This is a genomic window from Candidatus Benthicola sp. (assembly GCF_058719085.1).
The window spans coordinates 44,814-57,569 of the sequence record NZ_JBZQEK010000018.1 but is presented as its reverse complement, the minus strand read 5'-3'; the positions used below and the strand labels follow the sequence as shown (position 1 = coordinate 57,569).

Annotated in this window: 11 protein-coding genes; all 11 read right to left on the bottom strand. The window is 68.0% G+C overall.

The genetic code is table 11. The annotated features are described in order from the left end of the window. The coding region (locus tag AC36XV_RS01885) for an ABC transporter permease (RefSeq protein ID WP_492201985.1) at positions 1–740 on the bottom strand (740 nt) is incomplete at its 3' end. Next, a complete protein-coding gene (locus AC36XV_RS01880; protein WP_492201984.1) occupies positions 727–1,707 on the bottom strand; it encodes an ABC transporter permease in 981 nt (326 codons plus the stop codon). The genes AC36XV_RS01885 and AC36XV_RS01880, both read right to left, overlap by 14 nt. Positions 1,708–1,809: 102 nt before the next feature. Next, positions 1,810–1,968, bottom strand: a complete 159-nt coding sequence (locus AC36XV_RS01875; RefSeq protein WP_492201983.1) for a hypothetical protein — start codon at positions 1,966–1,968, stop codon at positions 1,810–1,812. A gap of 58 nt (positions 1,969–2,026) precedes the next feature. Further along, positions 2,027–3,919 (bottom strand): TolB family protein, encoded by a 1,893-nt coding sequence (locus tag AC36XV_RS01870; RefSeq protein WP_492201982.1) that lies wholly within the window; start codon positions 3,917–3,919, stop codon positions 2,027–2,029. Positions 3,920–3,980: 61 nt separating this feature from the next. Continuing rightward, a complete protein-coding gene (locus AC36XV_RS01865) occupies positions 3,981–4,316 on the bottom strand; it encodes a hypothetical protein (protein WP_492201981.1) in 336 nt (111 codons plus the stop codon). A gap of 191 nt (positions 4,317–4,507) precedes the next feature. Continuing rightward, entirely contained in the window at positions 4,508–6,151 is a 1,644-nt protein-coding gene (locus AC36XV_RS01860; RefSeq protein WP_492201980.1) for a sensor histidine kinase, read from the bottom strand. Positions 6,152–6,156: 5 nt separating this feature from the next. Beyond that, on the bottom strand, positions 6,157–7,521 hold the full coding sequence (locus AC36XV_RS01855) for a sigma-54-dependent transcriptional regulator (RefSeq protein ID WP_492201979.1): 1,365 nt from the start codon (positions 7,519–7,521) through the stop codon (positions 6,157–6,159). A 150-nt stretch (positions 7,522–7,671) separates the two neighbouring features. Next, entirely contained in the window at positions 7,672–8,496 is an 825-nt protein-coding gene (locus AC36XV_RS01850; RefSeq protein ID WP_492201978.1) for a hypothetical protein, read from the bottom strand. A 43-nt stretch (positions 8,497–8,539) separates the two neighbouring features. Then, positions 8,540–8,731 (bottom strand): hypothetical protein, encoded by a 192-nt coding sequence (locus tag AC36XV_RS01845; protein ID WP_492201977.1) that lies wholly within the window; start codon positions 8,729–8,731, stop codon positions 8,540–8,542. A 15-nt stretch (positions 8,732–8,746) separates the two neighbouring features. Continuing rightward, complete coding sequence (locus tag AC36XV_RS01840) at positions 8,747–10,726, bottom strand: alkaline phosphatase family protein (RefSeq protein ID WP_492201976.1); 1,980 nt, start codon at positions 10,724–10,726, stop codon at positions 8,747–8,749. Further along, positions 10,723–12,741 carry an alkaline phosphatase family protein gene (locus AC36XV_RS01835; protein WP_492201975.1) on the bottom strand — a complete coding sequence of 673 codons (2,019 nt, stop codon included), beginning with the start codon at positions 12,739–12,741 and terminating at the stop codon, positions 10,723–10,725. Before AC36XV_RS01835 ends, AC36XV_RS01840 begins: the two co-directional genes overlap by 4 nt. Positions 12,742–12,756 lie beyond the last annotated feature (15 nt).

The window sequence follows — 12,756 nt, the reverse complement described above, 5'->3', positions numbered from 1 at the left end:
CCGAGGAAGGAGAGGCCGGCCTCCGCGCCGATCATGGCGGCCACCGCGAGGGCCCCGGTGACCAGGACCGGCGACAGGGCCCCCGGGATGAGGTGCCTGACGATGATGCGTCTCGCCGGAAGGCCCATGGCCCGCGCCGCGAGAACGTACTCCCGTTCCTTCAGGGACAGGATCTCGCCCCGGACGAGACGTGCCGTGGCGGGCCAGGCGGTCAGGGCGAGCACCAGGATCAGCACCGGCACGCTCGCCTCGAACACGCCGACCAGGAGAAGCATGAGATAGAAGGCGGGGAAGGCGATCCACACGTCCACGATCCGCATCATGAGCCCATCCACGGCGCCCCCGAGATAGCCCGAGATCGACCCGTACGCCGTGCCCACCGCGGTCGACAGCAGCATGGCCAGGATACCGATCGTCAGGGAGATCCGGGCGCCGAACAGGGACCGGCTGAGCACGTCGCGGCCGAACTCGTCGGTCCCGAACGGGTGCGCCCACGATGGAGGCTGGAGCCGCGTCGCCATCACGTCGCCAATGGCGAGCGGATCGTGGGGCGCGAGGAGCGGAGCGAGGAGAGCGGTCAGCAGGAGAACCGCGATGAGATACAGGGCCCACAGGGCGAGCCGATTCGACCGGAAACGCCGTACGGAGCGGCCCCATGGCCCGTTCACCGCGTCCCCGCGTCCGAGGGCCGCATCCGTCACCCCGGCGCCCGTGCCGGACCGGTCTTCAGCGCCGGCCATCGTACCTCACCCTGGGATCGGCCGCCGCGTACCCCACGTCGGCCAGCAGGCTGCCGAGCACCGTGAGGACGGCCGCGACCATCGTGGTCGCGAGGATCACCGGGTAGTCCCGGCCGAGCACGGCATCGACGGTGAGCCGTCCCATCCCGGGCCACGCGAAGATCGTCTCCACGATGGTGGCGCCTCCGAGCATGAACGGCAGGCTCATCCCGTAGATCGTGATGATCGGTATGAGCGCGTTCTTGAGGGCGTGACGCCGGACGATGGTCCAGCCTCGGAAGCCCCGTGCCCGGGCGGCCGTGATGTACGGCTCCCCGAGCACATCCAGCAGCCGGCCGCGCAGGTAGCGCGCGGTGGCCGCCGCCCCGGCCACGCCGAGGACGCTCACCGGAAGCACGAGGTGCCACAACCGGTCGGCCAGCTTCCCCCACGCGCCCAGGCTCTCGTAGTCGAGGGAGGTGGCGTGCGAGGTCGGAAACCACCCGAGCTGCACCGAGAACACGAGCACCAGCATGAGGGCGAGCCAGAACCCGGGCATCGCGTACACGACCAGGGAGCCGAACGTCATCGCGCGGTCGACGCGGGTTCCGCGCTTCACGGCGGAGACGATGCCGAGGGCGATCCCGAGCAGCGCGTCCACCAGGAGGGCCGCCAGGATGAGGAGGAGCGTGTACGGGAGGGTCTCCGCGACCACGTCCCGCACCGGGCGGCGGAGGAGAAAGGACTCCCCGAAGTCGCCGCGAACCGAAGCGGAGAGCCAGCGCACGTACTGGACGTGCAGCGGCTGATCGAGCCCGCGTTCCTGCCGCACCCGCTCTCGCAGGTCCGCATCCACCTGCCCCCGCGGCTGAATGTACAGATCCACCGGATCGCCGGGAGCCAGGTGGGCGACGAAGAACGTCACCGTGACGACTCCGAAGATCAGCGGCACGGCCAGCAGCAGACGTCGGGTTATGAATGCGAGCATGCAGTCCCCGTTCGTGGGCCCTGCGTAAGCTAGGCGGGCGGTGGGGCTTCGTCTATCGGGCTGGGTGCGTGGACGGGGGAGTTTGCGGCAACAGGAGTGATCCTAGCGCGGGCCTCTCTCCTGCCGGGACCCGAGAAGGTCGCCGAGAAACGTGGCCACTTCGAAGAGCACCAGGATGATTCCGGCGAGCAGCACGAAGTGGATGACCGGATCGGCGGCTTCGAAGAGACCCGTGATCTGGACGATGGAGAGCTGACTCATGGTGTCCTCCGGCGCCGGGCGGACCGCTCTCAGGCGGCCCGCCCCTGCGCGATGAAGGTCAGTCGTCCGAGGCGCTCGCCGAGGCGCGCGTCCCCGGCAGGTTTTTCACCATCCAGATCTCCCCCCTTTGCGTCCCCGCGTCCGCCACGAAGCGTGAGCCGTCCGGGTGCAGCCGGAAGTGGGACGGAGGGGACCCGTGCTCCCCCCTGGGCAGCTCCACGACATTCTCGACCGGGCCGCCCGCCACCGGGACCTTCTTCAGGAAACCCTCGTGCTGGAACAGCAGGTAGCGGCCGTCGGGCGTCCATTGGGCCCCGGAGGCCCAACCGAGGCCCTGGCCCATGACGGTCAGGTCGCCCTCGAATTCGAGCACCGTGGTCGGCTCGCCGCCCGCCACCGGGACCGTATACAGACTGCCGGTCCGCAGACCGTCCCGATCCACCTCCAGCACGGCGAGCGTGCGTCCATCCGGAGACAGGCTCGGACGGCCGGGAAAGCGCACCGGCGCGATCAGCCGTCTCGAGTCATCCGTGATTCCAAGCTCGAACAGGCCGGCCTCGGGATCGCCTTCCCAGGGGTTGCCCGCCCATCCACTGACATCGTCTATCGGCTCAATCATGAACATGGAGCGACCATCCCTCGCCACCTGCACGACGCGGCTCGGGCGGTTCGCTCCCTCGTGACGGTTGAGCTCCTCGAACTCGCCGGTCGCGAGATCCAGGCGCTCGACCCAGGCCTCGGTCCCGTTGCCCGACTCTGCGAACAGGAGAACGCCGCGGCTGTCCGGCGTCCATCCAATCACGTTCTGGGCACGATCGGTCGGGAATTCCCTGACATCATCGCCGCCAACCGCACGCACCACGATGTCGACGCCGTCGCTCTGCATGACGCCGTACGCCAGGTAGCGACCGTCGGGAGAAAACTCACCCCGGTAGCTCTTCGGCTCACTGGCCGCCTGGACGGGGCCAGGGGGCGCCAGGTAGCCGCCGTTCTCGACGTCGATCGCCCCCGTGTAGACCTGCGGATATCCTACGGTGACCCCATAGAACGCCGCATCGCGCGACATCCCGAGGGGCACGGCGCCCCACACGTCCGCTTTCAGGAGCCGCGGCTCTCCCGGCGCGAGATCCGCTCCGAGTGGAAGCAGCCAGATCCCGCTCGTGGCTCCGCGGTCGCTCAGAAACACCAGTCCGGACCCGTCGGGAAGCCACCCCATGAACCGGTCGTTGGCCTGACCCGCGAGCACGGGAAGGACCTCCCCGGTGTTCACGTCGACTGCGTACAGATCACGAGTGCCATCCGGGCCTGGGCTATCCGCGGCGATGTAGCGGCCGTCCGGAGAGAAGCCGACCAGCGGAGATCCTCCCGGAAGGTCCGTCGGGTCGAGGATCGGTTCCAGCGTCCCGTCGGACACCCGGAGCCGGCAGAAGCACCCGTCTGTTCCGCCGCCCCAGGTGCTGACGAGCAGGTGTTCGCCGTCCGGGAACCAGCCCCGAAGCCAGATCCACCGATCGCCCTCGGCGGGCAACACGATCCGCTGCTCGCCGCCGGCCGCCGGCACGATTCGAAGGCTGATCCCGGCAGGCCCCGTGTCCTCTTCGTCCCGCCACTCGCGCCACGTGACCGCGATCTCATCACCGGTCGGGGAGTAGTAGGCGCTGTAGGACCAGCCGGGATCCTTGCTCAGGTCCTCGTCCTTCATCCCGTAGACCCTCCGCTCCTTGGTCACGAGATCGATGATGCCGAGGTCCCAGTTGTACCAGCCCTGGGTGAGGAACCGGCCGTCGGGCGAAGGACGCATCAGGTTCCAAGCCGGGTCATCCCCGACCCACACCCGCTGCACCGTCACCTCGTCGTCGCCCGCCGTCTGCTGGCCGAGCGCCGTCGTGGCGTCGAGCGACGCCGTCGAGAACAGCACGGCCAGGATGATGCTCGCTCGAATCTTGAACATGATCTTCCTCCCATCGTGAAGGCCGCCGGATCAGCGACGACCGGGACATCTACCCTGCGGCCTATCTCGTCGGATCGATCACCAGCCCTACGCAAACGAGAGTGAACGCTCTCGAGATCCGCACCATCGGTACGAAGGAGTGACCCGCAGGCCCGACTCCGCACGCCGCCTCGACGAAGGCACAGTCGGGGGCGCCGGGCTGGCCGGCCACATCTTCACGGCACGCGGCGGACGGGTTCGTCCACCGGAAGCGCGAGACCTCGAACACCCTCACCGTCGGCGCCGGCCGGTGCGAAGGCCAGGCTGACGCGGACTCACCCGACGGGCCCTGACCGAGGAATCCGACGGAGAGCAGGAGCGTCATCGAAGCTGCCGTCGCCATGATTGCCGTGTTCACCGTTCGCCTCCGGTTCCTGGGCATCGGAAGGAGCGCTCCGCAGCGCGCTCTTGCCAATCTCCATGGCACGCCCCGTACCAGAGTCTGTTTCGATACTTAAGCGATTGTTAAGTGGAGAGTTATGGCAATGAAAGCGGAGTGCCGAGACGGGGGCCATTGCAACTCTGCGTTACGATTCCGGGCCGGTAGCGTTACAGGCTGGGCCTCGGAGACGTACCCGCGTCCGCGAACGGGAGCCGGATCTCGACCACGGTCCCGCCACCTTCGACGTCGCCCACGCTGAGGTCGCCCCGGTGCGCCTCCACGATGCGCCGCGAGATCGTCAGGCCGAGCCCGGTTCCGGTCTCCTTGGTTGAGAACAGCGGTTCGAAGATCCGTTCCCGCACCTCCTGCGGGATTCCCGGCCCGTCATCCTCGACGCGGACGAGCACGGATCCGCGCTCCCGTCGCGCGCCGATCGTTGCACGCCCTCCCGGGGGCAGAGCTTCCGCCGCGTTGAGCAGGAGGTTGAGGAAGAGTTGCTCGAGTCCGGCGGCGTCTCCTCGCACCGTGAGCTCGTCGCCCTCCCCGATCACCTCCAGCCTGGCGTCGGCCTTCGAGAACGCGGGCCCTGCCGAGTGGGCCGCGGCCCGAATCGGCTGCGAGAGGTCGAGCGTCCGGTCGCCGTCCCCCCGCCGAACCACGGAGAGTGCATCTCCTACCGTCGCATCGAGGCGGTCAATCTCCTCCAGGGCCCGAGCGAGCGGAACGGCTAGATCGTCATCCTCCGGGAGCCGTTCCTGCAGGCTCTGCAAGTCTATCTTCACCGCCGTGAGCGGGTTTCGCACCTCGTGGGCCAGCGATGCCGCAAACTCCCCCATCGCCGCGAGCGACTCCCGGCTTGCCTTCTCTCTCAGCGTTCGCTGGAGGCTGTCCGTCATCTGGTTGAAGGCCTCTGCCACCCGACCGATCTCATCTCCGACCCGGTATTGGATACGGTGATGCAGCTCTCCTGTGGACACAGCCTCGGCTCCGGCTACGAGACTGCGAAGGGACCGGGTCATCCGCGAAGTCAACACGATGGCCGCCAGTAGTCCTCCGAGGGCCACCGCGGCCAGCAGGTAGGCACCGTTTCTCACGGACCGCCGGAAGGGAGCCACGTACGGCGTCAGCGGCGCCGCCACCACGAGCTCTGCGGGCGGATCTTCGAACCGTTGAAAGGATGCGAGCCATTCCTCGCCCCCCCACGTGAAGCGATCTCCCGTCAGGGCGTAGGCTTCGAGAGGCACGGGCAGCAGCGAGGCACCGGAGGAAGGATCGAGAAGCGTGACGACCATCCCGGCAGTGGACGGCGGCAGGATGTCCGGAGGAAGCACCATCTCGCCCTGGAGTCCGAACTCGATGGTCGCCCCGGGTGACTCCGGGTCGAACAAGTCAGCGGCCACCCGCATCAGCGGCGTCGTGGCGGCCGGCAGTCCGCCCTGCTCCGGAGGGAGCGCGGACCGGTCGAAACGGCAGAGAACGTTCCCGGTGCCCTGGCGAACCGTCACCTGAAGCACCCGGGAATCCGTGGTCGCGAGGCGGTGCATCAGCGGATCGCAGGGTCCGCCCCCGGCTGCCTGTCTCACCTCCGGCCACTCCGAAACGTCCAGGAGAGAGGAGCGAAGCGGGAGCCAGTATCCGATCAGCGCCGTGCGTGTTTCCCTCGCGGCGCGCTCCAGCCGCTCGGACAGCAGTTGCTCGCCCGAGCGCGACGCCCCGCGGAGCAGGACCACTCCACTGAGCACCAGCGGTACGATCGCGACCCCGAGCACGAGGGCGAGGATTCGAAACCGGAAGGACAGGGGGCGTGACATGGTCGTCAGCCCGCGTCTTCGCCGCGAGCGGGAATCAGCGCCCCGAGCCCATACCGCTCGATCATGCGATCGAGCCGGGGACGTGAGATATCCAGGATTTCCGCCGTCCTCGACTTGTGACCGCCCGTGGCTTCGAGGACGCGGGCGACGTGCTCACGTTCCATCTCTTCCAACGACACGAGGCGAGCCGGCTCGCTTTCCGGCGTGGCCCCCACCTCGATGTGTTCGGGTCGGATCACGTTGCCCGTAGCGAGAACGGCGGCCCGGGTCAGCGTGTTCTCGAGCTCGCGGACGTTCCCCGGCCAGTCGTGGGCCAGCAGGATCTCCGTGCTTTCGGGCGCGAGGAGCAGCGGACGTCCGCCCGTGGCCGCGGCGGCGCGCTCGAGAAGGTGCTCGGCGAGCGGGGAGACGTCGCCCATCCGGTCCCGTAGAGGGGGCAGTCGAATCTCGACCACACGAAGCCGGTAGTACAGGTCTTCGCGGAACTGCCCGGCCGCCACCAGCTTCTCGAGGTCCCTGTGGGTCGCCGCGATCACGCGCGCCTCCGTGCGCTCCGGTCTCTCGGCGCCCACGGGATAATACTCGTGCTCCTGAAGCACCCGGAGGAGCTTCGCCTGAAACTCGGGAGGGGTGTCTCCGATCTCGTCCAGGAAGATCGTGCCCCGGCCGGCGATCGCGAAGCGTCCCTTCCGGTCGGAGGTCGCTCCGGTGAAGGAGCCGCGCACGTGGCCGAAGAGCTCCGATTCCAGCAGGCTGGCCGGAAGGGCCGTGCAGTTGACCGCGACGAACGGCTCTTCCGCCCACGGCGAGGATTCGTGGATCGCGCGGGCGATGAGCTCTTTGCCGGTGCCGCTCTCCCCCCGAATCACCACGCTGGTTCGTGTGGAGGACACCTGCCCGACCAGCTTGAAGATCTGGATCATCTGCGGATCTCGGCCGACGAGACGGTCAGCGGCCCCACGCTTTTGTGTATCCGCCTCGCCGGCCTTGAATCGATTTCGGGCACGCCGGTCCTCGAACACCCGGGCCAGTATGCCCCGCAGCTGGTGCAGATCGAGCGGCTTGACCAGGAAGTCCGCCGCCCCCTCCCGCATGGCCTCGGCGACCGTGGGCAGATCGTCGTAGGCCGTCATCAGGACCACGTCCAGGTCGGGCGAGCGATCCTTGAGCACCCGCAGCAGCTCGAGGCCGCTCATTCCCGGCATCTTCACGTCGGTCAGCACGACTCCGACCGACCGTTCGCCCAGCACGGCCAGGGCGGCTTCCGCGTCCTCGGCCGCGTGGACGCTCGTGTCCGTATCCTTCAGGGCCGAAAGGAGCGAGGTACGGACCCTCGCATCATCGTCTACGATCAGAAGCGATCGCTTCATGAAGGAGTCCTCTTCAATTGGCGGGCCATGACGGTCATGGCCCGAATGTGGCCTGAAGTCAGGGACAAACGCTCGGTCCACCGAATACTGGACGGCTCAGGAATGTAACGATTCATTACAGCAGCGGCACGAGGCGTTACGATTCGCGGGTCAGATCGTGACCCGGAGTGGCTTCTGGAGCGCGAACGCGAAGACGATCGTCAGAATGAAGAACACGACCATCCAGTTTGCGTCCCATCCCAGCAGGCTCACGGTCGCCGGAGGATAGCTCACCTCGATCGAGACGATCGGTGCTCCGTCACGGACGGGTGGTTCCACCGGATACAGCAGCTGGTCGATGAGATCGGTCGAGGGCCGCCGCGGCGACAGAGGGCCGGCGGGCAGACCGACGGACAGCGTCTTCGCCAATTCGACATCGCCCGCCTCCAGCAGAAGTTGCTGCCTCCCCTGCGCTCGCGCTCCTACCCGCCAGTTCGCCTCTCCGAACTCCGGAAGCAGCAGGAGCGGGGTCTCCACCTCGACCGAGCCGACGGCGCCCGGCGACAATCGGAGCTCACCGGCCGGGAGCTCGCCGATCCACGAGGCTCGCACGATGACACTCTCGCCCGGCTGGAGCGGCCGATACCCGTAGTGGAACTGGAGCTGGATCATCAGCAGGACGATCGGGACGATCACCCACAGCATCGGTACGAGGGAGAGCCGCATGTAGGTCAGGCTGTGCCGCAGGATGTCCCACTGCGCCCGGAAGATGGCTCGCAGGTCGTCGCGCAGCAGCAGGATCTCGAGAATTCCCGCCGTGATCCGGTTCTTCACGCGACGGAGTGCCTTCTGGTCGGAGGTGGCGCGGAAGACGAGCAGGATCCCGACCGCCGTGAGCAGCGAGACGAACGTCAGCCCCACGATCGGGGGAAGTCCTCGGAACGGGTAGAGGATTGCCGATACGGCGCTTCCCAGCGCCACGTTCAGCCAGCGCACGCGGGCCTGTCCCGGGTACTCGATGGCTTCGGAGGACGCCCGGTCACGAGATGTATCCCAGCCCCTGCAGGCGCTTGCGGATCTCGTCCTCCGAATCCGCCTCCTCGAGCTGCGCCAGCTCCTTCTCGAGCGCGTGCGTGATGAACTCCTCGACGGAACTGTAGCCCGCGATTTCCGAGTACCGCCTCACGCGTGTCAGCAGATCGCGATCCAGCTTCACCTTCGATCCGAACATCATCCCTCCCTGGTGTCAGCGGTCGCCGGCGGCCGACTCCGCAGCCGGCGGTGCGGGAAACCCCGCGATCCCGAACTCCGAGACGACGGCCCCGGTCAGGTCGCGAAGCGACACGACCGGCTTTCCGAGGCGCCGAGTGGAGAACAGGACGCCGGGCACCGCGTCGGGGTGCATGAGGTGGTCGCCGCTCCACTTGGCGGTGTTGTCTTCCCACACCTCGCGCGGGACCTGGCCTTCCGCCGTGGCGTCCGAGGCACGGACCCCCTTCGCGTACCCGACGACGAGGTCGGGTCCCAGGCCCCGCTCGCCCGCATCCGCGTACGCCTCGTCGCGCACGAACACCTCGGCCACCGCCCGCTCACCGGTCAGGGGGTCGACGAGACGCGACAGGCGTCGGGCGATCTCATCCCGGAGCAGTCGGTACTCGGCCGGCGGGACCGTGCCGACGCTCTCCCGCCCGCGGAGGTTGATGTAGATCCCGTTGAACCCCAGCGCGTATGCCTGCGTGCGCGACCAGTCCACGTTCGACAGGAAGAGCCCCTCGCCCCGTGCGGCCGGGTCCCGGATCGTCAGGTAGCCGCCTTCCAGCAGCCACGTGTTGAGGTTGATGGCCCTTCGCCAGGAGGTGAAGCCGTGGTCGGACATCACGACGAGCAGCGCGCCGGGCTCGAGGCGTTCGACCGTGGCCCCGACGATGGAGTCGGCGCGCACGTACAGGTCCTCGATCACCGTCGCGTATCGAGAATCGCGGGGCTCGTCGTAGGCGGGATGCCCGGGATCCATCGGGTGCCACATGACGTGCGAGACCTGGTCCAGGAAGCCGAAGTAGTAGAAGAGCAACCCTCCTTCGAATCGACCCAACAGGTAGTCGTACTGACGAACCTGCTCATCCCGGACCAGGGCGGCCTGGGCCAGGAAGGCATCCTCGTCGAGCACTCCGGAAGTGAGCGCCTTCGTGTCCTCGGGCATCCCCTGCGTGTAGTAGAGGCCCGTGGCGCGGGCGAGATCGGCGGAGAAGTGCACCGGGTGGGAAATGGGCATGACCGGCTCGAGCGGATCGAGATTGACCGGGCTCACGTACAGTTCGAATTCGGGGTGGACCTGCCGCAGATACAGGCGAACCATCCCCTTGAGGCCGCCGATGAGCGGCAGCACGGAAAACTCCACCGGGATCCAGGCGCTCCATTCGCCCTCGTTCAGAAGCACCTCCGTCCCGTCCACCACGATCTTGGCGACGGGTCGATCGGCATCGCGGTACGCTTCCAGCGGCACGGTCACGACCTCCCCATCGATCCGGAACGGATTGGGCGGCCCGGTCAGGCTCCCGTGGAACATCCGGCCCTCGAAGGCGACGGGCACGATTCGGGCACCCGAGAGATCTCCGGGCAGCCGCTCGGGGTCCGTCGTGAAGAGCGTGAACGTCCCGTAGCCTCCGAGGAGGTCCGGGGTGCCCATGCCGCTGAGCTCCCGTCCGGCCGTGCCGGTGGGTGGGAAGTTCGCCGGGATTCGGACCACCGTGGTGGGCACGCCCGCGGTCTCGAGCACCTCCCAGAAAGGCGTTCCGCGCCTCAGTAGCTTCACGCCTCCACCCTTCAGGGGGATCTGCCACGCGCCGAGCGCCAGCGTTGCGGTCGGTTCCTCGGTGACCGACGTGGAGAGATACTGCACCATCGTCTCGGGATCGCGCTGGATGAAGTCGAAGATCCCGTGTCCACCGGCGTCGAGCCCGGTGATGAAGTCGGACCACGCCACGGGGCTCTGCGGAGGGAGCGACGTCGCGAGTTTCTGCGCATGCCCCGCCGCCGCGAGACTGGCCAGTGCGGGAAGTCTTCCCTCGTCCATCAGACGGTTGGCCAGCTCCCAGTCCATCCCGTCGAACCCGAGCACGATGACGCTCGTGTCGTGCGGCTCCGGTTCATCGGACCCGCATGCCGCCGAGCCCATAGCGAGCGCCGTGACGAGGACCGTCAGGGCCAGCCGTCGCCACGCGTTCATCGTTCGCGCTCCCCGAACAGCACCTTCCCGTCCATGTGCGCGGGTGCCTCGAGCCCGAAGGCCCACAGGGCCGTGGGCGCCAGGTCGATCAGCGCCGGATCCTCGCAATCGATCGGCCGGTTGCAGAACAGCACGCCCGGAACCAGGCGCGGGTCGATGCAGTGGTCCCCGCTCCACGGCTTCACGTTGTCTTCGATCACCGCCCCGCTCACCACTCCCGTGGCCCCGTCCCACGAGATGCGGTAGCCGGCGTTGTAGCCGACCAGCATGTCGGGGGCAGCTTCCAGGTAGGGCCCCGAGTAGAGAGCGGCGGTGTCGAACAGCTCCCTGATGGCCGTCTCACCGCTCTGCACGTCCTCGAATCCGCTCAGCCGTTCGATCAGCTCGCGCTTGAGCGCGGCCTCGTCCTCGCCGCGGGCCACCGTCCCCCGGGCCTCGCGCCCCTCCAGATTCAGGTACAGGCCGGTCAGCCCGAGCGCGTAGGCCTTCGTGCGCGACCAGTCGACGTCCCGGAACCACTCGGCGGACCCGTCCCCACCATCCTTGAGGGCGAGATACCCGTTGGCGTGCAACCAGGCGTTGAGGTTCACCCCGCGTCGGAAGGAGTTGAAGCCGTGGTCCGAGAGAACCACGAGCAGGTCTCCATCCCGCAGCCTGGAGCGGATGCGGCCCAGCATGGCGTCGTTGTGGCGGTACAGGCTCTGGATCGCCTCGGCGTGCTCCGGCGGACCGCTCCCGTTCGTGGCGCTGGCGGCCGGGTGACCCTCCTCCAGGTATCGCCAGAACATGTGCTGGATACGGTCCGTGGCGTCGAACACGCATACCAGGGCGCCGCTGCGGAGGCGATCGAGGGCCGCGAAGAACTGCTCCTCGCGCTCGCGGTCGACGTCGTAGGTCATGCGCAGGAAAGCGCCGTCGTCGATCACTCCCTCGTTGAGGGCCCACGTGTCTTCGGCCAGGCCCAGCGTGGCGAAAGGACCCAGTTTCTTCGCCAGGTAGGTGGCGTAGTAGCCGGGATGCGAGATGGGCATCGCGGGCTTCTCCGGGTCGAGCTGGATGGGCGTCACGTACAGCGAGACATGCTCCCCCACCTCCGTGGGGATCAGGCGGCAGAGGCCGCGCACCGTGACGGCCGGCGCCGCGCGGAAGCGGACGCCGATCCAGTCGCTCACCTGTCCCTGGCGCAGCTCGTGCCTCTCCCCGTTCAGCTCGACGGCGACCGTTCCGGGCCCGGCGAGCTCGAGCCGCAGGGGAACCGAAAGAGCCGGCGAGCCTTCGAGCAGCTCGTTTTCGGGACCCTCGAGAGTGGCCTCCCATGCGTCGTCGGAGCCGTCGGCCGACTGGAGCGGCACGCGCCGTCCCCCCTCCTTGAATCCAGCTCCGGAGGGACGCGTGGTAAACAGGGTGAACGTGCCCTGCGTGCCCAGAAGATCCGGCACGCACATGGCGGCGAGCTGGGCCCCATAGAACCGGTCCGGAGGGAACGTGATGGGAACGCGCAGGATGGTGCTCCAGATTCCGTGCTCGCCCAGTATCGTCCAGAACGGCTTCGATCTCCGCAGGAGCCGGAGGGGCGGGCTTCCGATGGGGATTCTCCACTTCCCCAGCTTCAGGATCCGCGACGGCCTCCCGATCCTTGTCGACGAGAGGACGGGCAGGTACGTGCGCCGATCCCGGTCCAGGAAGTCGAAGATGTTGTGCTTGGCCGGGTGGGTCCCGGTGCTGAACGAGGACCACGCGACGGGCGACACGGAGGGAAAGGTGCTGGCGAGTCGATGATAGCAGCCCTCCTCCGCGAGGGCCCTGAAGTTCGGAAGCTTTCCCTCCTCCATGAAGCGGTCGGTGAGACGCGGATCCTGCCCGTCGTATCCGACCACGACCAGGCGCCGCACGCGCGGCTTGGGCCGCCGCGCCCGGCGCATCAGACGCCACAGGGCCCGGACGGGCCACGCCAGCAGGGAGAGGAAGGCGAGCAGGGAGCTGACGAACAGGACCAGGAACGACGTGATGAACACGAAGCCGGCACCGGG

What these genes read in the sequence shown, in the direction of transcription:
- AC36XV_RS01875 (WP_492201983.1), bottom strand. Translation starts at nt 1,968, where the DNA reads ATGAGTCAGCTCTCCATCGTCCAGATCACGGGTCTCTTCGAAGCCGCC.
- AC36XV_RS01870 (WP_492201982.1), bottom strand. Translation starts at nt 3,919, where the DNA reads ATGTTCAAGATTCGAGCGAGCATCATCCTGGCCGTGCTGTTCTCGACG.
- AC36XV_RS01860 (WP_492201980.1), bottom strand. Translation starts at nt 6,151, where the DNA reads ATGTCACGCCCCCTGTCCTTCCGGTTTCGAATCCTCGCCCTCGTGCTC.
- AC36XV_RS01840 (WP_492201976.1), bottom strand. Translation starts at nt 10,726, where the DNA reads ATGAACGCGTGGCGACGGCTGGCCCTGACGGTCCTCGTCACGGCGCTC.
- AC36XV_RS01845 (WP_492201977.1), bottom strand. Translation starts at nt 8,731, where the DNA reads ATGTTCGGATCGAAGGTGAAGCTGGATCGCGATCTGCTGACACGCGTG.
- AC36XV_RS01880 (WP_492201984.1), bottom strand. Translation starts at nt 1,707, where the DNA reads ATGCTCGCATTCATAACCCGACGTCTGCTGCTGGCCGTGCCGCTGATC.
- AC36XV_RS01855 (WP_492201979.1), bottom strand. Translation starts at nt 7,521, where the DNA reads ATGAAGCGATCGCTTCTGATCGTAGACGATGATGCGAGGGTCCGTACC.